Below are 20834 nucleotides of genomic sequence, written 5' to 3'. Positions count from 1 at the left end.
CGTGGCAGATGCACTAACAGATCATCTGTTTTCTATTTTGTAACGATCACTGTGCTATATCCACTGTCCCTCAGCCTTTGTTCCATATTGACCGCATTTCCAAGCTGCATATATGCTCCTACCTGAACTTTGTAAAGATCATTCTCTCTCAGGATAAACGCCGGAAATCCCTGATCTGTCAGCTGATACAACATCCTGTCTGCATTTTCCCGATTTCGAAATGCTCCTGTCTGTACCCGATAATACAATGGCTCTTCCACCGTTTCCTCATTCAATGTTCCCAGAATGGCATCTGCGATGCTTCTGGCAATCTCTTCGAATTTTTTTTCAAAAAGCTGATTATCCTTTTCCGAGTTTATAAATCCGGTCTCGATCAAAAGTGCCGGCATTTTTGTGCGCCGGAGCACTACCAGCCCCGGACGTTCTTTTACGCCCAGTTCCCGAAACCCCAGTTCTCCCAATGCTCCCAGGATATTCTGTGCCATCTGATATTTAATGCCTTTCTTATCATAGACCAGTACTTCAACTCCATTGTATTGTTCCGGCTTGGAACTGCTGTTGCGATGAAAAGAAATAAAAAAATCTGCTCCAGCTTCATTTGCAGCTTTCGCTTTTTCAAAAGGAGTCTGATAAACATCTGTAGTCCTGGTATAAACCACATCCACGCCGTTCTCTTCCAGGATCTTTCCTACTGCAAGGGTCAGTTTCAGATTGTCATCCTTTTCCTTGCGATCTTTATAAACAGCACCCGGATCTTCTCCACCATGTCCGGCATCCAGAACGATTTTATATGCCATGTTCTTTCTCCTTGAGAATTTCATTCACAATATGATATGACTGTATGTTTTTTCCTGTGCCTGCATTTCATTTCATGCTTTATTTTGTTTTCCGGATCTGTTTACTCAACATATTTTCACGTTAATTCTTCTTGACTTTTAAGCGTTAAAGTGTTATATTAACACAATCAGCGTTGTATTTTTAAATAATCCAAAAATGCAGCAACATCGTGAGGAGGAAAACAATATGAAAAAGCGTATTTTAACAGCTGTACTCGCAGCAGCTCTTGTAACAGGAACCTGTGCTGCCACAGTAAGCGCCAAAGAAGAAAAGACTTACACAATAGGTATCTGCCAGCTGGTCCAGCATGACGCACTGGATGCCGCAACCAAGGGTTTTGAGGATGCCATCACTGAAAAGATGGGTGATTCCGTAAAATTTGACGAGCAAAATGCACAGGGTGATTCTAATACCTGTTCTACCATTATCAACAGCTTTGTTTCAGAAGGGGCAGACCTGATCCTTGCAAACGCAACCGCATCTCTTCAGGCTGCAGCTGCCGGAACTTCCGATATCCCAATCCTTGGAACAGCCGTTACCGAATATGGTGTCGCTCTTGGAATCGATGACTTTGACGGAACAGTAGGCGGGAACATTTCCGGTACTTCTGATCTTGCTCCTCTTGATGAGCAGGCCGATATGCTCCATGAGCTTTTCCCGGATGCAAAAAATGTCGGACTTCTCTACTGCTCAGCAGAGCCAAACTCCCAGTATCAGGTAGATACAGTAAAAGATGCTCTCGAGAAGCTTGGTTATACCTGTGAAGATTATGCATTCTCTGATTCCAACGATCTTTCATCCGTTGTTACCACAGCTGCCAATGACAGTGATGTGATCTATGCACCTACAGATAATACTGTAGCATCCAATACTGAGATCATCAACAACATCTGTCTTCCGGCAAAGGTCCCGGTAATCGCTGGTGAAGAAGGTATCTGCCAGGCATGTGGTGTTGCAACACTTTCCATCAGCTACTATGATCTTGGATACAAAACCGGCGAAATGGCAGTCAGCATCCTTCAGGATGGTAAAGATATCTCCAAAATGCCGATTGAATATGCACCAAAATTCACAAAAGAATACAACAAAGACATCTGTGACGAGCTTGGTATTAAAATTCCGGATGGATATGAAGCAATCGAAACAGATAAAACAGCTGAATAATCGGTAAAAAACCTATTATACACTGATACAGCGAGAAGGGAGTTCCCCTTCTCGCTGTTCGTGCATAAAAAAGAGGAGGATAATTTAACATGCAGATTATGAGTTTAATAACCGCACTTCCAGGAGCTGCCGCACAGGGGCTTATCTGGGGAATCATGGCGATCGGTGTGTACATTACATTCCGCATTCTTGATATTGCGGATCTTACCGTTGACGGAACTTTATGTACAGGCGGCGCTGTTTGTATCATGATGATGCTCAGCGGACACAATGTATGGGTGTCCATGCTGGTTGCAACAGGAGCCGGACTTCTGGCCGGTCTTGCCACCGGTATTTTTCATACCTTTATGGGCATCCCGGCTATCCTTGCCGGAATCCTGACACAGCTTTCCCTTTACTCTGTCAACCTGAAGATCATGGGAAAAGCAAACCAGGCGATCAATGTTGATAAATTTAATCTTCTGGTATCCCTTCGACGTGTCAAGGGTGTTGCTCTGACACAGAATACGCTTTTTATCGTAGCAATTATGATCATCATTCTGATTGCAGTCCTTTACTGGTTCTTCGGAACTGAACTCGGATGTTCCCTGCGTGCGACCGGATGTAATCCAAGCATGTCCCGTGCACAGGGTATCAACACAGACCGCAATAAGGTTCTGGGACTGATGCTTTCCAACGGACTTGTTGCTCTTTCCGGCGCTCTTCTCACACAGTACCAGGGATTTGCAGATATCAACATGGGACGTGGTTCTATCGTTATCGGTCTTGCTGCAGTAATTATCGGTGAAGCGATCTTCAGCCGTATTTTCCGCAACTTTGCACTGAAGCTGTTAAGCGTTGTATTTGGTTCTATTCTTTATTATCTGGTACTTCAGATTGTTATCTGGATGGGAATTGATACAGACCTTCTGAAAATGCTTTCCGCACTCGTCGTTGCATTTTTCCTTGCTTTCCCATACTGGAAGGGCAAATACTTTACAAAAGCCAAACAGGGAGGTAAATGATCATGCTGAAACTGATCGATATACATAAAACATTTAATCCGGGCACCATCAATGAAAAGGTTGCTTTAAACGGCGTGGATCTTCATCTGAACGAAGGTGATTTTGTTACAGTCATCGGAGGAAACGGCGCCGGAAAATCTACTATGCTGAATGCAGTTGCAGGTGCCTGGCCTGTAGATTCCGGAAAGATCATTATCGGTGGAACCGATGTCACAAAACTTTCCGAATATAAAAGAGCCGCGTATCTTGGCCGTGTATTCCAGGATCCTATGACCGGAACTGCTGCAACTATGGGAATTGAAGAAAATCTCGCTCTTGCCAAACGCCGCGGAAAATCCCGCCTTCTCCGTCCGGGCATTACCCGCCAGGAACGGGAAGAATACCACGAACTCCTGAAGATTCTCGGTCTTGGTCTTGAGGACCGGCTCACTTCCAAAGTCGGACTCCTCTCCGGTGGCCAGCGTCAGGCATTGACACTTCTGATGGCAACTTTAAAGAAGCCTCAGCTTCTTCTTCTGGATGAGCACACTGCTGCTCTTGATCCGAAGACTGCAGCCAAGGTTCTCGAGATCACAGACATGATCGTAAACCGCGATCATCTGACAACCATGATGATCACCCATAACATGCGTGATGCAATCACTCACGGCAATCGTCTGATCATGATGTGGGAGGGAAAGATCATTTTGGATATCCAGGGCGAAGAAAAGAAAAAGCTTACAGTCAAAGATCTCCTGGACAAATTCGAAGAAGCCAGCGGTGAAGAATTTTCCAACGATTCCGCACTTCTCAGCTAAACCACAAAAAAAGAACTCTTATAATAGTTAAACAAACAGCATAACACATGGAAAAAACCTGGCCGGAATTTCATTCTTTATGATGGATTCCGGCCTTAATTTCTGTTCTAATGCCAAATAACGATAAACTCAAAGCACTTCCACATGTCACCTCTCTTTAGCTCATTTCAATTCCACAGAGAATTCACCACTCCTTCTGCTGTATCGATAAATGGAAGATGTCAGATAATCCTCTTCCGGAGTTGCTTTCTCGAGCGTATCACTTAGAACTTCTTTCAAATCTTCCGGATAAACCACATCCGCATTATGGACCATTACTTCATGAACACTGGTAAAAACCAGATACAGGTCTGACCCCAGAAGTTCAGAAAGACGTCTGGCTACCCCGGGCAAAAAGATTGCTGCCGCTCCATTAGTACGCTTTTCTGTACTCAGGCAATTCCCGGCAATCCCTTTATTTGGATGGTATGTTCCAAGGATATCCATGAAATTATCTCCTTCATATGTTTTATCAAACAGCATTTTTTCCCAATGATAGATTCTTGGTGGACTGATAAAATATGTATTTATTAGAGCAGCTTCGAAAACAGTATCCGCATCTTTTCCCCATTTCTCCACAAAGCTTTTCTTGATCTTTGCACTCAGAACATATCCCTCTTTTTCTCCTGCAAGATAATAAACCACTAAAGCAATATCTCCGATTTTGTGATGAACCAACTCCTTCAGTATAGTCCTGTTTTTATCTGCATTCAGAAGTCGAATAAAAAGTCTGCTTTTTACCTTCTCATAATCTTTCAGATCATCCAAATCACATAGCACACAATTTTCACTGACTTTTTTTATCTCCCTAACACAATCATGAACGATATTTTCAAAAGAATCTTCCTGACAGTACCTTTTATAAAGCTCTTCTGTATGCAACCCGCAGACTGTTTTTGCCTTTTCCATATGACCACTCTCTACAAATAGCCTATCTCCCAAACAGCCATATTTTTCTCCATCGTTTGAAAAATAAATTTCTTCTTCCTTCAGGTCCATAGCCGCAAGAAGAAGCTTTCTCAGGTCCGTGACAAAAGTTTCATAACTTTTTTCCATATTTAATTTCCTTTCTGTGAAACAAAGCGGACGAATGTCCCGACAAAATCCTGTGCGCTCTCACAACGACGCACAAAATGATTCTGATCTGATAACATGATTAGATATTTCTGTGGAAAGAACTTCCACTGTAGAATTGCAGAGAGCAGATTTCTCTGCTGAATTTGAGTTGCTTGCTGTATGGACAAGTATAATAGAAGTTTTCAGATTTGTAAAGAAGTTTTCATCGACAGAAAAAGCAGCTTCCGCTGCCTTTTGCTGTCATACCTTTTGTATTGTTTCAGATTTGTGTCTCATTCCGAAATATCAGTAATGGATTTCTCCATGTTTCTCCAGATAATCCAGAAATCCCTCACAACCTTCCTGTATATCTTCATAAGTTTCGTCAAAATTTCCTGTATACCAAGGATCCGCAATATCCCGTCCTGATCCGGCAAAAGTCAGAAACTTATAAAGCTTCTCTTCCGGGTCATTCTTCAGCATCCTGTTAAGATTACGCATATTAGCAGAATCCATACCAATAATATAATCGGATTTTTCATAATCTGCCCACGTAATCTGCTTCGCTCTGTGCGGAACCAGTGGTATTCCCACTTCTCTCAGCTTGTTCACTGTTCCTCTGTGAGGTGGATTCCCAATCTCCTCTGTACTTGTTGCAAAACTATCGATCAAAAACTGATCTGAAAGGCCGAGCGTTTTTACCTTGTGCGTAAAAACACTCTCGGCCATGGTTGATCTGCAGATATTGCCGTGGCAGACAAATAACACTCTTATCATTGCTTAAAACTCCTTGAAATGCTGTATTTACGCTGTTTACAGGCATTTTCCGATAATCTTCAATCCTATCATTTTCCTGTATATCACAGCATAAATTCGTATATTTTCTTATCCAAATTTAGTAACTTCTTAGTAATAACCAGCCTGGAAAACAGGCTTTCTAAGAACCTTATAATCAGATTATTTTTAATTCTTTTTTCTATTATTTTATCATACTATGCCAGTTTTGCAATCCTATTCATCTCTTCTTTTGCATCAATTAATCCCAGATGCGTATATACATTTAACGTAACCCCTATATCAGAATGTCCCATTAAATATTGGAGTGCTTTCGGATTCATTCCAGCTTTCGCCATATTGGAACAATATGTATGCCTACATACATGAGGCGTGATCTTTGGCATTTGTTCCTCATGAGTACGATTATACTTTCCTAACGCCCACTGAAAATGTTTTTCCCAATGGAGTGCTACCTCAGGCATATCTTTTTTATCCAGGAATAAAAATCGACTATATCCATCTATAATCGGCTCAACCCTTACTTTTTTACGGTTTTTCACAATCTGTTCAAAACATTCATAAACTTCATCTGTCATCGGCAACATTCGTGTTCCACTTGAAGTTTTGGTATCTTCAATGACGTACTGCATTCCTCTGGTTCTCTGAAGCTGATGATTCACATTGATTTTTCTCTCCTGAAGATCAATATCTTTCACTGTCAATCCACAAAACTCAGAAATACGAAGTCCAGTCTTAAACAAAATAAACATTCCATTATAGTATTTTGAGTAATGGTCATCATTTCGGATAAACTCCAGAAATAACTCTTCCTGTTCTTTTGTAATTGCCTGTCTTGTAACACTGTCATTTACGACAACTGTACATAATTGAAATTCAAAAGGATTCTTGCGCAGTAAATCATCTTCAACTGCCATCTGAAATGCAGGTCTTACAATTCCACGCACACTGTGAATGGAACTGTATCCTCTTCCATCTGCTTGCAGCTTAATAAACCATGCTTTTGCATCCGACAATTTTATTTTATCTATTCTTCTGGTTCCGAATTCTTCTTTTTTTATTATATTGATCACAAAATCATAGTTCGCCTGAGTATTATGACGAACCCCCTTTTTTTGTCCAATATATTTTTGAACCAAATCCAAAACTGTTAAATTTCCTCCGTAAGGTACTATACCATCATGTAAATCTCTTTGGATATTTTTTTCTTTTTCCCTTAGAGCTAAGCATGGTCTGCATCCAGTTGGCAGAGAATCTGTTGGCTCTAATTTCCAACTATACAAAAACTTCTGCTTTCCATAACAATCTGTATATACAAACGCATATCTTCCATCTTTTCTCTGACTTTCTCCGTTTCGTAAAATTCGACCTTTTTTATCTCGTCGTTTTTGGTCACGTTTTGTTTTACCCAAACGTCTTCGCCCCTTTCTACGAAGAAGCCCTAGCACGATATAGGTATTATATCATACCAGGGCTAACATTTCCACTTTAAAGTGCTAAATTGTTCGTATATTTTTTACAAAGACGTAGTCTGATCCAGAAAGGCCTCAAATTTCTTACGGTTAATCAATGACTTACACCCCACCTGGACTGTAAAGCAACATTCTGAATTTAGATGTTCCGAAATAAGCATCCTTATTTTCTTTTCACCTATTCCAAAATATTGCACTGCTTCATCCACCGTAAGCATATATTTTTCCCAAATTGGAATCTTACCTTTTTCAATTTTAATCGCCACTCTTCTCTCCTCCTTTTCTCTTTGGACAAAACATTTTTATCTGCCCATGACAATTTACAATTTTATACACTGTCATCGGCAGATAAAATTACAATACAGGTGGCAGTTCAGTACTCTGCCCACATCGGTTTTGCACCGTCATTAAATATGACCAGATTTTTTCTGGAAGTATCATTATCACAGATATGCTTCATCGCCCTGTGCAGCTGCTACACATTTTGTCAAATTCTTCTCGCTCCATACCTTTACTTCAATGTTATATTTCAGCATTTCCTCGTATTTACTCCATTAACAGAGCAGATATATCATGGCGGATTTACCTAGTGGCTCTACATATCTTCACGTCCTGTATGTAAAACAATATACAATTTTCAAGGTACAAAAATTCCTGAAGGGGAAAAGGAATCTATATTAAATACTCCCTTTACTGATTACTTTTCCTTACATATGATTTCGTATCAAATCCCAAGGTCTTAGTAATCAGTTTTGCTTCCAGGCGTTGACGCAGAGTTTCATCTACACAGTAATGCACCTGTCCAAATTCGTCAAACATTTTTCTGGTAGCCAAAACTGTTATGTACCCTTCATAATGCTTCAACACTGCCTGGATTGCCTCAGTATCACCAGTTGATGCTGCCTCAATAACATGGAATGGCAGCAAATCAAATGCGCATTTCTGTTTTTTACTTTTTTTCATTTGCAGATTCCTCCATATTTTTTCTCATCAGTTCCAGTGATCGTCTACGATGCTCATTAATTGTGCTGCGTACAAGATTCATTTCTCTGGCAATGTCTGCATCACTCATATCCATAAAATATGATAATAACACAACATTCCTTTTCTTTTCAGTAAGTGTCTGCAGTGCTTCAGCAATCAATGCATCTTTGACTTCTATGTCGTAACCCAGGACCTGAAAACGATGTGTTTCCATTTCATGCTCATCCATTATAAAAAGTCTGCTCAACTCCTTTTCTGATAATTCTGACAACATCACTTCATACTTCTGGCGATATGCCATATGCTTTTCATAATTAATAACTTCACTTTTCAATGCCAGCTTGCACAGAGAATCAAACTGATGTCTGACTGTCTGCTCATCTTGAAAAGAGGATTGCTCCATAAGAGTTCACCTCCTTCCCCGCCGGTAGGCAATAAGCAAAGTTCTTGCTTCCCCTTCACACATATCCCAAACGGATGAGTGCATTTGTCGGGGTGTGGGAAGAAATTTTTAAAAAATTTCTTAATAAATACGAGAAAATTGTTTTTCCTGCATTTTGAGGTATATAAAAAACGTCCTAATGGGTAGTTTTTAGCCCATCGGACGCTATTTATATCAAAAGATAATATTTTGCCATCATTTTTTGTGGCATATAATTCACTTTTTGAGGTAAAAAAATTTATTTGCTTTTTTGAACTATTTATCTATTTCATCCGTCACGTAATGACGGATATGATACCAGACAATAAAATTCTTAATCTTTCCTATACCTCCGGATCTGTTTTACGGAAATTCAGAATTTTATATGTCTTTTAAAAAGTGAAATATCACCCTCTTTTTTAGTGAAATGTTAGTTCATTTTCTTTCAATAAAGGGAACTATACACTAAACATGGAGGTGTATCATATGCCAAAACAAACAGATAAAGAACTGGGATTGTTTTTTAAGAACGCCCGACACGAGCAAAAATTGACTTATGAAGAATTAGCTGAAAAAGCAGAAATGTCCAGCCGATATTTAAAGGAAATTGAAAATGGGGGCCGAGTTCCCAGTTTTCATAAAATCAGAAAACTGGTACGCGCTTTAAATGTTCCTCCTGAACCATTGTTTTATCCAAACAATCATACAGACAATCTTGATTATCAACGCCTGCTCATGTACCTGTCAAAATGCAACGATGAGCAAATTACCGCTATCCTTGCCATCGTAGAAGCATACCTGCGCACATACAAAATTCCTACAGACCACGATAAACAAGATCCCTGAAATTCATTTGAATTCTATCTGAATTATTCTGAAGAAGCGGTATGGTTTCCCATACCGCCACTCTTAACGTGCATATTTTTCTATCATTCTCTTAACATTCGTGGATTTCTTTATTGCCCCTATATTAATAAGAAACTCAACTACATCCATCATTCCCTGGTAATAAGCCCGCTGCTCCTCTTCATAATGGAAATGTTCTAACTGATCCAGATATTTATTCCAGAAATTCTGCTCACGCTCTGGGATTTTTTCCAGATGTAGTGGCAGCTTCTTTTGTATTTGTTTCAAATTCTTCTCTGCTTCTTTCCATTCTTCCGGCTGTACTGTATATTCTCTTTCTCCGGAGTCACAGCGCAATTCCTCAAATAAATTCGATACTGCTTCATAAAATTCATTCATCTTCTTTCCACCTCTCATTAGAATTATTTCTCATTACAGGCAGCATTATCATTTTCTTATTTCAAAAATCAAATAAACTTTCCAAAAACTTCATCTTTAGAAGTATAGTAACAATATTTTTCCTTAAAATCAATAATAATACTTCATCTTTAGAAACTTTTGAGGATCAGAATGATTATTTATTGGGATAAAAAAACGAACAGTAAAAACAGAATAGGACAACGGGTAAAAGAATTACGAAAGGCTCATAATCTTACTCAGAAAACACTCGCTGCCAAATTACAACTTGCAGGATATGATTTTAATGATCTGGCAATCCTGCGAATTGAACAAGGCACACGTTTCGTTCCCGACTACGAAGTTGTCGCACTGGCCGAAGTATTTAATGTTTCCTGCGAATATCTTCTTGGTCTGACGGACGCTCCTGCAAAATAATTCAATTGTATTGCTGCCCATTCTATGCTAAACTATGGATAGATACTTCTGAACAACATACACTATTTATAAACCGTATGATTGGAGTGATTTCATGGAATTAACAAAAAAAGTCCCTACAACCGATAAAAACCAGAAAAACAATCATCTTCTCCGCATGTTAGACCGGGGAATTGATGATATGGAAGCTGGTCGTGAATTGCCACTGGAAGATGCTTTTCGCAAAATCACAGAATTAAGGGATGCACGAAGAAATGCAAGAATATAAAATTATTTTAACCTGGGAAGCAATTTACGATGTCACAGACATTGCAGATTATATTGAAGAAGAATTCGGCCAGCAACGTGCTGACCGTTTTCAATCTGATCTGAAAGAACAAATGCAGAATTTAGGCCAGTTCAGTACTGCCTTTCCCCGAACTCAAATTCTGTACAGAGGATATTCCATACATAAAAGATCTTTTCCGCCATCTATTATTTTTTATATTATAATGGAAGAAACAAAAGAGATTCATATTCTCCGAGTGTTGCGCCATGAACGAGATTGGGAAAATATCCTGTTGCAAAGATCAACTTATACATATCCAGAATGAATACCTGGGAGCCGATCAGAGATTTTTCTGAAAGGCTTCCTTTTAAATTTTAATTACTTCCCACTGTCAATTAAATCATAACTCATATCCAGAAAATCTAGCGTCTTAGCTTCACTGACAGATTCATCCAAAAGAATCGTAATCCAGTGTCGCTTATTCATATGATACCCCGGTAAAAATCCATACGTTTGAATTAACATCCCAACCAGATCAGGATCACATTTTACATCCAGGATATTAATTTTTCCATCTTCTTCTAATCCCAGTGTTTTCTTTTCCACTGCCATAATTATAGCATACCATTTTCCATTTTTATGTCGAAGCACCGCAGAATCAGGATCTTTTTTCCATAAATATTCCGGTTCCGTTCCATATTGCTCTTTCACATATTGAAAAATTTCCTCACGTTTCAAATTTATCCCTCACTTACGATTTCTTGCTCTGATTATACGCTATCAGGATTATATTCTCAACCACTTCTCACAGTTCCATTTATGTTTTATAGCTTTTGCATAGCCTGCTTTGCAGGCTACACCCCAAAAGAAGCAAGCACTGCCAGTGTCATGACAACTGGCTCATTTTGTCAAATTCCCTTTCCGGTTCATTCTACCAAAATGTATCAGGGAGTATCCCTGGCCCTCTCATATTTTATAATTTCTTAATTTGACGCTTTCACCCAGTCCTGTTAAAATAACTTACAGATACATCTGTCCAAACCAACAAAAAACCAAGTACCATAACTGTCATAGCCGAACTGGTTAGACAGTTTTTTTGTACTCTTTTTTATAGAAAAAAACGAATTGGAGGATTTCAATGAGCAAACGTACCAGAATTCATCCCGTACAATTTTATTTGAATGATGACGAACAATACATTTTAGAAGAAAAATATCGTCTTTCCAGGATGAAAAGCAAATCTGCCTTTCTACGGAAAATGATCTTATATGGATTTGTATATGAAGTAGACTACTCTCATATCCGAAAAATGAATACCCTGCTGGGCAATATCAGCAGCAATTTGAATCAGATCACCCATCGTATAAACAGTACCAATACAGTTTACCCAAAGGACCTGGACGATATAAAGGAGTTAATGGAAAAAATATGGCAGTTACAAAAATCCATGGTATCAAAACAACCGTTGATAAAGCAATAGAATACATCTGCAATCCAGATAAAACTGACCAGAATCTATATATTTCTTCCTTTGCCTGCTCTCCCGAAACAGCCGTTCTTGACTTTAAATACACTTTGGATCATACACATGACTGCAGAGATCCGCACAATACAAATAAGGCATTTCATCTGATTCAGGCATTTTCCCCTGGTGAAATTTCCTATGAAGAAGCCCATCAAATTGGCAAAGAACTTGCAGATCGCTTACTGGAGGGAAAATACTCCTATGTTCTGACAACACACACTGATAAAAGTCATGTACATAACCATTTAATTTTCTGTTCTGCAGATAACATCACTTTTTCTCATTACCATGACTGTAAAAAGAATTACTGGAAAATACGAAATCTCAGCGACACTTTATGCCAGGAACATAACCTGTCCACAATTATGCCAGATGGTAAAAAAGGAATGAAATACAATGAATGGGCTGCAAATAAATCTGAATCCAGTAAAAAAGCGCAGCTGCGAAAAGATATCAACCAGACAATCCGAATTGTTTCCACTTACTCAGAATTTCTTGCATTTATGGAAGCTAAAGGATATGAAATAAAAAACGCAGAATTTGGCGAAAACAGCAGAAAATACATTACCTTTCGTTCTCCCGATATGTCCCGTCCAGTGCGTGGAAGTGCTAAATCTTTAGGAAAAAATTTTACTAAAGAACGTATCAAAGAACGCATTGAAAATAAACGTCAGAAAGCTATTTTTCCTTCTGTTCATAACAAATTAATAGATACCAATGCTCCCAATATAGCAGGAAACATTGGGCTTCAGAAATGGGCAAATAAGGAAAATTTAAAAATTGTCTCTGCTGAATATAACAAGATGCTCACACATAATCTACATAATTTTTCAGAACTTGAAGACCGCATAGCCTTGTTACATATGCAGCAAAAAGAGGTAAATACCTCTGTTGTTTCTCTCGAGTCTCAGATACGCCATCTTCGAGAAATGCTAAAATATGCCGAACAATATCAGAAAAATAAAATTTACGACGACCATTATAAAAGCTCCAAAGATCCAGATCGTTATTTCCGTAAATATGAATCTCAAATTATTCTTTTCGCGGGTGCTGAACATATTTTACAGGAAAATGGTATAAACCTGAAACATCTTAATTCCAATAAGTTGCAAGAGCAAATTGCAGATCTTATTTCCAGAAAGGAATCACTAAATACTCAATACGTTTCCTTTAAGCAAGAAATAAAAGAGTTGGAATTGATACATCAAAACCTGTCCAAATATCTCAAACAGGATGCTCCTGAAATACAAAGATCTTCTCATAACAAACTTCCTTCTTTGTAAAACCATAATAATAGGCAGTGATTTCACTCGCTGCCTAAATTCCCGTTAAACCGATATCCTACACCTCGTACTGTTTGTATATATAATGGTTGTCCAGGATCATCTTCTATTTTTTCTCTGATATTGCAGATATGTCGCATAACCACATTATAATCACCGGAATAAGGTTCATTCCACACCAAATCATAAACCATTTCTTTTCCAAATATTCTACCTGGACTTTTCGCTAAAAGAAGTAAAATATCATATTCATATTTTGAAAGATGAACATCACTATCATTCTTTTTAACAATTCGTTCCTGTAGATATATTTTTAATTCTCCAAACCTTATAATTTCCGGTATGAATTGGTTTTTATGTTCCCAGCTAGTCAATATGTTTTCACTTATGCTTCCATTAGCATCTGTGATTCTCTCAATAATTTCTATCTTTTTCACCTTTATTGCCTCTACATTATTAATTTTATATTCTATATATCATCTGCCATTTGACTTTTTTCTTCTACAAGTAATATAATATATTTATTACATATGTAGGATTTAGCAGGAGGATTTTATTATGTCACTACCCCAAATTTCAGAAGCCGAATTTGAAGTTATGAAAATTGTATGGAAATATGCTCCCATCAATACAAATGAAATTACAGAAAAACTTACTCTAACTACCAGCTGGAGTCCAAAAACAATTCAAACTCTTATCAAGAGACTTGTTTCCAAAAAAGCTCTTTCCTACGAAAAACAAAGCCGGGTATTTGTCTATACTCCATTAGTCCAAGAAGATGAATATATACGCCAGGAAAGCAATTCTTTTTTAAAGCGATATTATAATGGAAATCTTTCTTCTATGCTGGCTTCTTACCTTGAAGACGATAAGCTCTCTTCAACAGAAATTGATAACTTACGCCATTTATTATCAAAACATCAGAAATAGGAGGTTTTGAATGAGCAACTGGATCATCCACTTTTTAATCAGTAATATCTTCATATGTATTTTTACACTTGTAATAATCGGAACAAAAAAACTTCTGAAAAAATATTTATCTGCGACTACACAGTACCATCTCTGTTTTCTTTTATTTTTATTACTTGCCGTGCCATTTTTTCCTGTACAGATTCATGGCTCACAACTTTTTTCATGGTTACATTTTTTTCAAACTGACTCAGGACTTAACTCTGGTACCGACACGCTATCCGAACTTACCAGTAATACACAAAATATTTTGTTAAACCAGGTGAATGATTTTTCAGTTTCCATCAGTAGTCAATTTTCTGGAGGCTTGAATACCATACTCTTTCTAATATGGATAACGGGTGTTATGATTATGTCAGTCCTCACCCTTCATTCATTAAACTATGTACGTTCCATAAAAAGATCTGCTCTCCCGCTTCAAAATCAGCAGGTAAAAACTATTTATTACAATTGTTTAAAGGAACTTAAAATCTCTCACCCAGTATCAGTCTACAGTACTGCATTTTTAAAATCACCAGTTTTAATCGGAATAATACATCCCAGAATTTACATTCCCATCCATTTAATTTCCGAACTGAATCCTGATGATATGCGTTTTATGCTGCTACACGAATTACAGCATTACCGTCACAAAGATACATTTATTGGCTTCCTCATGGTCATAAGTAATATACTCTACTGGTTTAACCCTTTTGTTTGGTACACTTTAAAAGAAATTCTCTGTGACCGTGAAATAGCCTGTGATTCTGCTGTATTGCAGATGATTTCTGCTGATGAATACCAAGCTTATGGAACTACACTGATTAATTTTGCAGAAAAAATATCCTCTTTTTCCTCTCCACTGGCAGTTGGAATGTCCGGAAATTTCAGGCAGATGAAACGACGTATTCTCAACATCGCCGTTTTTAGGAAAGAAACTCTTTATCAAAAAATGAGAGCATTGATAATTTATCTGGTCATTAGTGCTGTTTTTATTGGATGTACACCCATTTTATCCGTTGATGCCTCTACTCAAAGCGTATATCATTTTAGTGATACAGACAAAAATATCTCCCTGTTAGATATATCCGAAACATTTGGAACATATGATGGATCATTTGTTTTGTATGACAATAATTTGGATTCCTGGAAAATATACGATCTTGAAGAAGCCACCAAGCGTATTCCGCCAGAGTCTACCTACAAAATATACGATGCATTATTAGGGTTGGAATCCGGAATCATCACACCAGAACACTCTTCCATGACATGGAATGGTGATGCCTTTCCTTTTCCATCCTGGGAAGCTGATCAGGATTTAAACTCTGCTATGCAAAATTCCGTTAACTGGTATTTCCAGGCAATTGATTCGCAGCTCGGAATTAACAGAGTCCAGGAATTTTTGAATAAAATAGAATATGGAAACCAAACAACCAGTTCAAATCTGGATTTATACTGGTCCGATTTTTCATTAAAAATCTCGCCTTTAGAGCAAGTAACATTATTAAAAAAATTTAACACAAATGAATTCCATCTAAATTTCCAAAATGTATTTTCTGTTAAAAATGCTATAAAAATTGCCAGTACACCTAATGGTAATTTCTACGGAAAAACTGGAACCGGTCGTGTCAACGGACAGGATATCAACGGCTGGTTTATCGGATATGTAGAAACTTCCGATAACAGCTATTATTTTGCAACCAATATCCAAAGTGATTCTAATGCAACTGGCAAAAAAGCATTTGAAATCACTTCTGATATCTTAAAAAAATTACATATATGGAATTAACAAATATGAAAGGGCTGATAGTTGTTATCAGTTCTTTCTTTTTATTCTATATTGATATTTGGGAACTTCTTTCGTACCATTATTCAGAATTTTATTCCCCATATATTTAAAACTCTTATCATCGTTGAACTTAACAGTCAGCTCACTTGTAATAACGGCATCATTACATATAAATGTATCACATACAGCATCAACAACCAACACACTGTTTCCCTCTCCGCTATCTCTTATTTCAACGACCTCCGGTAAAGATGTTCCAAAATAAGTAGGGCTATAATTTAAACAGCCTAATCGTTCCCAGTCATAAGTTTGATGTTCCGAATCAAATACTGCCCATTTTTTAATTTGATCTGCTGTTATCGGCAAAAACTCCATTATCAGATTTTCAAACTCTTCTGCCGGAATTCCACTTGAGTTACCTGAAAACTCATATCTCTCCCCGTATTTCATTCGATATAAATATTCATATAAACCATTATAATCTAACCCTTCCATATCAGATCTATCCCAATCAGAACATAAAAGATTATTCCCCTGATATCCAAGCAAATACACACACCTCTTTGAAACTTCCCTGCATTCATCACTTAAAGGTTTAATTCTTATCATAGAACTGCCATCAACCGCTTCTGATACTTCCGGATACTTTGGAACGCATAGCGTATAACCAAACCAGCCTTTTTCTGTATATTTCCATTCTTCTATCCTTGTATACGAAACATATACAATAGATGGATTGTCGTTCATACCCCAAACAGCTTTCACAGCCAGCAAATACATATCTGTCCCATCATAATTGAATTTGAGTCTTTCTATCCCACCATCCCTGTTAATCCTATATAAGACGATATCTCCTGTCAGATCCTGTTCTGCCCTGAAAAGAAATTCTTCCATTTTAGAATAATTAGCCATATTTGAATACGGTGCTGATGTAATAACGGGGACATTTTTTTCCTTTAATACTTCCTGCATTTCTTCCATTACTGTCTCAGAAACTACTATATTCGATGAAGTCCCTTTATCCGCCTTTTGATAAATGACTTTCATCTGATTCATAACATTCTTACAATCTTCAATAGCTTCTTCTTTCACGACTTCATCTACTGGCAAATCATATCCTCTTTCTTGTACAGCATAATTCGCAGTTTCCTGTGAAATATATTCTAAATCAGCCCCTTTACATTTTGTATTTCCTATGAAAAAGCATCCCGAAATAAATAAAACGCTCATCATCTTTTTCAGTTTTCTTTTTGTAATCATATCAATTATCTCCATAACATTCCTCCCACTTTTCGTCTGATAATCTTTCTGTATACCAGGTAACCTCTATTTCTGACCTTGATACATAATTGGATACATATTGAAATCTATCTTTATCTAACAGCCGAATGGTTACGCTATGACAAAACGCCTGATCTAATTCTTTTTGTGGCCATACCGCATTTACTTCCAGTGTTATTGTTCCATCTTGATTTTCTATGTAGGAAACAACTTCCGGATATGGAATATATGGTGTGGGAGCAAAATCATATACGATTCCTCTGGTTCGATACCGATATGTCTGTATTTCTGTGTGAAATACCGTTCCTGTCTGCAGTATCTCTGCGCTTATATTAAAATATTTTTGAAATATCGTTTCAAATGATTCTTTTGGGATTTCATAAGTCTTTCCTTCCTTAAATTCATCAGTTTTTTCTTCCATTGAAAGTAAACGATCAAAAACATCATAAAAATTTATTCCATCATAATTTTTTTCACTCCAATTAGAAGTAAACAATTTATTAAGTGTATATCCAAAAGGAAGTATATATTTTCGATTCAACTCCCGACATTTTTTATTTAACGGTGCTACCCGAAAGTCCCGATATCCAGACGGTCCATCATATCCTGCCGGATGATATTCTTCTATAAAGAAATGCCCGTTTTCTGTATATTTCCATGAATTAGCTCTAAACTCATGATAATATGTTTCCTGCCAAGTGTCCTCTTTCCATTTAAAAGAGCTTACTTCAACGTCTATTTTCCCCTGTTTGGTTTTCAGATCATACCGGATAAAATGATCCCCTGCTATAACTTGAAATATAGTAGTTTTTCCATTCTTCTCTTTTTCTGCTTTTTTCAAAAAATCATCTACTTTAATACTTTGAACCATATCCAGCTGATTGTAGGAATCAATTACTGCATATCCATATTTTCCAAAATAATCCATACTTTTTTGTATTGTACTCAGCTCATATAGTGCATTTTCTTTCACAGCATTCTCATATATGTTCCGATAGCCTTCTGCTAGCATTTCACACTCTCTGTAAATTTTTTCTTTCGTATCTTCAATTGCCTTTTTCTGCTCTTTCTTTATGCCACATCCACTACAGACAGCAAGAAAAATAACTCCCACAAATATTTTCCAAATTTTTTTCATATCATTTTCCTCTTACATTTGTAATATTTAAAGGTAAAAATTATTCATTACCAAGATATTCATCCAGTATCGCCTTATCCTTTTCCACCACATAACCGCTTCCTCCAATATCTTTCACATTCTCTACCATACTGATGAGCAAAATAGGATTCTTTGTATCTCTATCTGTAGTAAAAACTGTAAACCAGCCAATTTCTGTTCCAGATGTATCTTCTTTTGTAGCTTTCAGTTCCGCTGTTCCGGTTTTTCCTGCTAATCTAATGTCTTCCCGGCATGCTCCATAACCAGTTCCTTCCGGGTTATTCACTACACCCTCTAACCCCTCCATAACCTCCGAAACAATTTGTGGTGAAAAAGCATCTTTTATCCAGATTTCACTGGAAGTGCTTCCACCATCCGCGTGAAGATATGGCTTTATCATATTTCCATCATTTAGAAAAGCCGTATAAATGCTTGCAAGATGCAAAGGATTTACCAGAATCTGTCCCTGTCCATACCCACTGTCAGCAAGCTGGATTTCTGTTTCTATCTTGTCCATATTAGAATATTGGGACTCTGACATTTTAATATCAAATGGAAGTTCCTGATTAAATCCTATTTGATTTAGAGACTGCATCAGTTGATCCGCACCAATTTTTAATGCTGCTTTTGCAAAATAAATATTATCTGAATAAATAAGCGCATTTTTCAAGATCACAGGTTCATAATCATGAAGTGTAGTCACTGTATAATCTCCCCACGAGGAATCTTTCTGCCACGCCAGACCCTCATTTCCAAAATCGTCATTTGCAGTAAATGCCCCCACTTTTAATCCAATTGCAGCAATTACAGGTTTAAAAGTTGAGCCAGGACACCATGTCTGGCGAAAGCGGTTGTATAAAGGCCTGTCTTCATTTTCATTTAATGCACTCCACTGGCTGTTGTCCATTCCACGTACAAAATCATTATTATCATAAGATGGCGTACTTACCAACGCCAATACTTCCCCTGTATAAGGATTCAAAGCTACAGAACATCCTCTGTCTTCTTTAAATTGTTCATAAAGAGTACTTTGAAGATCACCATCAATCGTAGTATGGATATCTTCTCCATCTTTTCTAGGCTCATATGCAATAACACTTTTTTTATTTCCATTTGCATCTACAATACAGATTTCACACCCATCTGTTCCTTTTAGTTCTTTTTCATAAAGCGTTTCCAGTCCAGTCTTTCCAATCACACTGTTTGTACGATACCCTTCCCCTTTATGTTCCTGCAAATCTTCGGCTGTAACCGCCTGTACATACCCTACCAGATGAGAGGCAGCTTCTTTTAGATAATAAGTTCGTACTTTTACATCAGATAACATAATACCTGGAATCTTCAATAATGTGTCCTGCTTTTCTTTTTCTTCCAGAACAGTTTTATCCGGATTCACTGTCAAAAGATCGACCTCTTGTATTTTAGGAATTGTTGCTACTGGTACAAAAGAATCTGCTTTTACCCAACCGGCTTTTAACTTATCCTCAATTTCGTCTGCTCCAATTCCAAGATACTCTGCCAGTTTTTTTATTGTATCTTCTCTGTTCTCCATCCTGCCCGGAACAATTCCTACCGAAGATGCAGTTCCCTCTCCAGCCAACTGACGACCATTTCTGTCTAAAATATCTCCTCTCTTTGCCTCTTCTGACGTTACCTGAACTTTATCCGTTGCAGATAACTCTGGAAAAATCAACTGATCCTGCCAGATTAAATGATATCCTGTCCAATCATGTGAAAATACCGCATCGTTGGTAAATTCTACATTTCCTGCAGCAGTCTGCATATTTGTTGTATAGGAAACTGCCGCATTTCCGTTTTCTTGTCTTTTTACTGTAATATCGGTTATGGACAGATCAGACATCTCAATGCCTTCATATATTTTAGAATTTCGTTCTATAAATTCTTCCTTACTGTTCATGCTGCTTTTTTTCTGATCCAGCATGGCATACATTTGCTCATATTCCCCTTTTTCAATATATTTCATATATTCCATTAGTCTTTTTTCAGGAACATTACAATTCATTATTGTTACAATACCGATTCCACCACCAATCAATATACCGCTAAATAAAACTATTTTTGTAATAATCTTCGTGTGTTTTTTTCTTTTCTTTTTTCTCATATAGTTTTATTTCTCCTTTTTTCATATTTCCTTAAATATTACACTTGTAATATTTAAACGTCAAGCTTTTTCTTAGGTTTATATATGTAGACAAGAGAAAAGATTTGCATAAAAAAGAAAGGGCATCTCAAAGCCTTCTTTGATAAAGAACTTTACGACACTCTGAGGTAATGGTTTCTCCGGATGTTTCCCAAACGCTATAATCACTCT

24 protein-coding genes are annotated in these 20834 nt (G+C 37.4%); 11 read left to right on the top strand and 13 right to left on the bottom strand.

What is annotated here, in order from left to right; all coding sequences use genetic code 11:
* Positions 1–32 precede the first annotated feature (32 nt).
* Positions 33–797, bottom strand: a complete 765-nt coding sequence (locus DMI82_RS02860) for an N-acetylmuramoyl-L-alanine amidase (RefSeq protein ID WP_110102449.1) — start codon at positions 795–797, stop codon at positions 33–35.
* Positions 798–1023: 226 nt separating this feature from the next.
* Here DMI82_RS02860 and DMI82_RS02855 point away from each other — a divergent pair, with 226 nt between their 5' ends.
* The 3 genes from DMI82_RS02855 (at position 1024) to DMI82_RS02845 (ending at position 3802) form a co-directional block, all read left to right on the top strand.
* Positions 1024–2001 (top strand): ABC transporter substrate-binding protein, encoded by a 978-nt coding sequence (locus DMI82_RS02855; protein ID WP_044960660.1) that lies wholly within the window; start codon positions 1024–1026, stop codon positions 1999–2001.
* 89 nt (positions 2002–2090) lie between these two features.
* Positions 2091–3005 (top strand): ABC transporter permease, encoded by a 915-nt coding sequence (locus DMI82_RS02850; RefSeq protein WP_021650367.1) that lies wholly within the window; start codon positions 2091–2093, stop codon positions 3003–3005.
* Between the two features lie 2 nt (positions 3006–3007).
* Positions 3008–3802, top strand: a complete 795-nt coding sequence (locus DMI82_RS02845; protein ID WP_021977269.1) for an ABC transporter ATP-binding protein — start codon at positions 3008–3010, stop codon at positions 3800–3802.
* Between the two features lie 162 nt (positions 3803–3964).
* Here DMI82_RS02845 and DMI82_RS02840 read toward each other — a convergent pair whose 3' ends face one another.
* From DMI82_RS02840 to DMI82_RS02815, 6 genes are all read right to left on the bottom strand, one after another.
* The gene (locus DMI82_RS02840; RefSeq protein ID WP_110102448.1) at positions 3965–4897 is read right to left on the bottom strand and encodes a DUF5688 family protein; all 933 of its coding nucleotides are present in this window, start codon (positions 4895–4897) and stop codon (positions 3965–3967) included.
* Between the two features lie 306 nt (positions 4898–5203).
* Positions 5204–5674 (bottom strand): low molecular weight protein-tyrosine-phosphatase, encoded by a 471-nt coding sequence (locus tag DMI82_RS02835; protein ID WP_044960656.1) that lies wholly within the window; start codon positions 5672–5674, stop codon positions 5204–5206.
* 215 nt (positions 5675–5889) lie between these two features.
* Complete coding sequence (locus DMI82_RS02830; protein WP_044960653.1) at positions 5890–7104, bottom strand: site-specific integrase; 1215 nt, start codon at positions 7102–7104, stop codon at positions 5890–5892.
* 104 nt (positions 7105–7208) lie between these two features.
* Positions 7209–7430 (bottom strand): excisionase, encoded by a 222-nt coding sequence (locus DMI82_RS02825; protein ID WP_021650362.1) that lies wholly within the window; start codon positions 7428–7430, stop codon positions 7209–7211.
* A 424-nt stretch (positions 7431–7854) separates the two neighbouring features.
* The gene (locus tag DMI82_RS02820) at positions 7855–8127 is read right to left on the bottom strand and encodes a helix-turn-helix domain-containing protein (RefSeq protein ID WP_015541278.1); all 273 of its coding nucleotides are present in this window, start codon (positions 8125–8127) and stop codon (positions 7855–7857) included.
* Positions 8114–8551: an RNA polymerase sigma factor gene (locus tag DMI82_RS02815; protein ID WP_005426505.1), complete on the bottom strand. Its 438-nt coding sequence runs from the start codon at positions 8549–8551 to the stop codon at positions 8114–8116. Before DMI82_RS02815 ends, DMI82_RS02820 begins: the two co-directional genes overlap by 14 nt.
* Positions 8552–9055: 504 nt before the next feature.
* Here DMI82_RS02815 and DMI82_RS02810 point away from each other — a divergent pair.
* Positions 9056–9415, top strand: a complete 360-nt coding sequence (locus DMI82_RS02810) for a helix-turn-helix domain-containing protein (protein ID WP_015524620.1) — start codon at positions 9056–9058, stop codon at positions 9413–9415.
* A gap of 63 nt (positions 9416–9478) precedes the next feature.
* Here DMI82_RS02810 and DMI82_RS02805 read toward each other — a convergent pair whose 3' ends face one another.
* Positions 9479–9814, bottom strand: coding sequence for a hypothetical protein (locus DMI82_RS02805; RefSeq protein WP_005426510.1), 336 nt, complete (start codon positions 9812–9814; stop codon positions 9479–9481).
* A 171-nt stretch (positions 9815–9985) separates the two neighbouring features.
* Between DMI82_RS02805 and DMI82_RS02800 the strand changes: the two genes are divergently transcribed.
* The 3 genes from DMI82_RS02800 (at position 9986) to DMI82_RS02795 (ending at position 10842) form a co-directional block, all read left to right on the top strand.
* Entirely contained in the window at positions 9986–10249 is a 264-nt protein-coding gene (locus DMI82_RS02800) for a helix-turn-helix domain-containing protein (protein ID WP_015541275.1), read from the top strand.
* 94 nt (positions 10250–10343) lie between these two features.
* The gene (locus DMI82_RS20030; RefSeq protein ID WP_193599905.1) at positions 10344–10517 is read left to right on the top strand and encodes a hypothetical protein; all 174 of its coding nucleotides are present in this window, start codon (positions 10344–10346) and stop codon (positions 10515–10517) included.
* Positions 10504–10842, top strand: coding sequence for a type II toxin-antitoxin system RelE/ParE family toxin (locus tag DMI82_RS02795; protein WP_019162149.1), 339 nt, complete (start codon positions 10504–10506; stop codon positions 10840–10842). Before DMI82_RS20030 ends, DMI82_RS02795 begins: the two co-directional genes overlap by 14 nt.
* Before the next feature lie 53 nt (positions 10843–10895).
* On the opposite strand, the gene DMI82_RS02790 is transcribed toward DMI82_RS02795, so the two are convergent.
* The gene (locus tag DMI82_RS02790) at positions 10896–11255 is read right to left on the bottom strand and encodes an MmcQ/YjbR family DNA-binding protein (RefSeq protein WP_008703804.1); all 360 of its coding nucleotides are present in this window, start codon (positions 11253–11255) and stop codon (positions 10896–10898) included.
* A 400-nt stretch (positions 11256–11655) separates the two neighbouring features.
* On the opposite strand from DMI82_RS02790, the gene DMI82_RS02785 reads away from it, so the two are divergent.
* Both DMI82_RS02785 and DMI82_RS02780 read left to right on the top strand, forming a co-directional pair.
* The gene (locus DMI82_RS02785) at positions 11656–11997 is read left to right on the top strand and encodes a plasmid mobilization protein (RefSeq protein ID WP_005426517.1); all 342 of its coding nucleotides are present in this window, start codon (positions 11656–11658) and stop codon (positions 11995–11997) included.
* The gene (locus DMI82_RS02780; RefSeq protein ID WP_110102447.1) at positions 11946–13325 is read left to right on the top strand and encodes a relaxase/mobilization nuclease domain-containing protein; all 1380 of its coding nucleotides are present in this window, start codon (positions 11946–11948) and stop codon (positions 13323–13325) included. Before DMI82_RS02785 ends, DMI82_RS02780 begins: the two co-directional genes overlap by 52 nt.
* A gap of 23 nt (positions 13326–13348) precedes the next feature.
* Here the strand turns inward: DMI82_RS02780 and DMI82_RS02775 are convergent, their stop codons facing one another.
* Positions 13349–13762, bottom strand: coding sequence for a winged helix-turn-helix domain-containing protein (locus DMI82_RS02775; protein WP_005426519.1), 414 nt, complete (start codon positions 13760–13762; stop codon positions 13349–13351).
* Positions 13763–13880: 118 nt separating this feature from the next.
* On the opposite strand from DMI82_RS02775, the gene DMI82_RS02770 reads away from it, so the two are divergent.
* Positions 13881–14255: a BlaI/MecI/CopY family transcriptional regulator gene (locus DMI82_RS02770; protein WP_092073165.1), complete on the top strand. Its 375-nt coding sequence runs from the start codon at positions 13881–13883 to the stop codon at positions 14253–14255.
* A gap of 10 nt (positions 14256–14265) precedes the next feature.
* A complete protein-coding gene (locus DMI82_RS02765) occupies positions 14266–16062 on the top strand; it encodes a BlaR1 family beta-lactam sensor/signal transducer (RefSeq protein WP_092073168.1) in 1797 nt (598 codons plus the stop codon).
* Positions 16063–16089: 27 nt separating this feature from the next.
* Here DMI82_RS02765 and DMI82_RS02760 read toward each other — a convergent pair whose 3' ends face one another.
* From DMI82_RS02760 to DMI82_RS02750, 3 genes are read right to left on the bottom strand one after another with little or no spacing between them, the layout of a single operon-like run.
* Positions 16090–17337: a DUF6070 family protein gene (locus DMI82_RS02760; protein WP_055059611.1), complete on the bottom strand. Its 1248-nt coding sequence runs from the start codon at positions 17335–17337 to the stop codon at positions 16090–16092.
* Complete coding sequence (locus DMI82_RS02755) at positions 17324–18481, bottom strand: DUF6070 family protein (protein ID WP_110102446.1); 1158 nt, start codon at positions 18479–18481, stop codon at positions 17324–17326. Before DMI82_RS02755 ends, DMI82_RS02760 begins: the two co-directional genes overlap by 14 nt.
* A 40-nt stretch (positions 18482–18521) precedes the next feature.
* Complete coding sequence (locus DMI82_RS02750) at positions 18522–20624, bottom strand: penicillin-binding transpeptidase domain-containing protein (protein WP_062807811.1); 2103 nt, start codon at positions 20622–20624, stop codon at positions 18522–18524.
* Between the last annotated feature and the right edge of the window lie 210 nt (positions 20625–20834).

The sequence above is a fragment of the Blautia sp. BCRC 81119 genome (genome assembly GCF_003184505.1).
GTDB classification, from domain to species: domain Bacteria; phylum Bacillota; class Clostridia; order Lachnospirales; family Lachnospiraceae; genus Blautia_A; species Blautia_A fusiformis.
This window is presented reverse-complemented; position numbering and strand designations above follow the sequence as displayed.

Excerpts from the sequence above, each read along its gene's own strand:
- DMI82_RS02860 (WP_110102449.1), bottom strand. The coding sequence starts at position 797 with ATGGCATATAAAATCGTTCTGGATGCCGGACATGGTGGAGAAGATCCG.
- DMI82_RS02855 (WP_044960660.1), top strand. The coding sequence starts at position 1,024 with ATGAAAAAGCGTATTTTAACAGCTGTACTCGCAGCAGCTCTTGTAACA.
- DMI82_RS02850 (WP_021650367.1), top strand. The coding sequence starts at position 2,091 with ATGCAGATTATGAGTTTAATAACCGCACTTCCAGGAGCTGCCGCACAG.
- DMI82_RS02845 (WP_021977269.1), top strand. The coding sequence starts at position 3,008 with ATGCTGAAACTGATCGATATACATAAAACATTTAATCCGGGCACCATC.
- DMI82_RS02840 (WP_110102448.1), bottom strand. The coding sequence starts at position 4,897 with ATGGAAAAAAGTTATGAAACTTTTGTCACGGACCTGAGAAAGCTTCTT.
- DMI82_RS02835 (WP_044960656.1), bottom strand. The coding sequence starts at position 5,674 with ATGATAAGAGTGTTATTTGTCTGCCACGGCAATATCTGCAGATCAACC.
- DMI82_RS02820 (WP_015541278.1), bottom strand. The coding sequence starts at position 8,127 with ATGAAAAAAAGTAAAAAACAGAAATGCGCATTTGATTTGCTGCCATTC.
- DMI82_RS02815 (WP_005426505.1), bottom strand. The coding sequence starts at position 8,551 with ATGGAGCAATCCTCTTTTCAAGATGAGCAGACAGTCAGACATCAGTTT.
- DMI82_RS02810 (WP_015524620.1), top strand. The coding sequence starts at position 9,056 with ATGCCAAAACAAACAGATAAAGAACTGGGATTGTTTTTTAAGAACGCC.
- DMI82_RS02805 (WP_005426510.1), bottom strand. The coding sequence starts at position 9,814 with ATGAATGAATTTTATGAAGCAGTATCGAATTTATTTGAGGAATTGCGC.
- DMI82_RS02800 (WP_015541275.1), top strand. The coding sequence starts at position 9,986 with ATGATTATTTATTGGGATAAAAAAACGAACAGTAAAAACAGAATAGGA.
- DMI82_RS20030 (WP_193599905.1), top strand. The coding sequence starts at position 10,344 with ATGGAATTAACAAAAAAAGTCCCTACAACCGATAAAAACCAGAAAAAC.
- DMI82_RS02795 (WP_019162149.1), top strand. The coding sequence starts at position 10,504 with ATGCAAGAATATAAAATTATTTTAACCTGGGAAGCAATTTACGATGTC.
- DMI82_RS02785 (WP_005426517.1), top strand. The coding sequence starts at position 11,656 with ATGAGCAAACGTACCAGAATTCATCCCGTACAATTTTATTTGAATGAT.
- DMI82_RS02780 (WP_110102447.1), top strand. The coding sequence starts at position 11,946 with ATGGCAGTTACAAAAATCCATGGTATCAAAACAACCGTTGATAAAGCA.
- DMI82_RS02765 (WP_092073168.1), top strand. The coding sequence starts at position 14,266 with ATGAGCAACTGGATCATCCACTTTTTAATCAGTAATATCTTCATATGT.
- DMI82_RS02760 (WP_055059611.1), bottom strand. The coding sequence starts at position 17,337 with ATGGAGATAATTGATATGATTACAAAAAGAAAACTGAAAAAGATGATG.
- DMI82_RS02755 (WP_110102446.1), bottom strand. The coding sequence starts at position 18,481 with ATGAAAAAAATTTGGAAAATATTTGTGGGAGTTATTTTTCTTGCTGTC.
- DMI82_RS02750 (WP_062807811.1), bottom strand. The coding sequence starts at position 20,624 with ATGAGAAAAAAGAAAAGAAAAAAACACACGAAGATTATTACAAAAATA.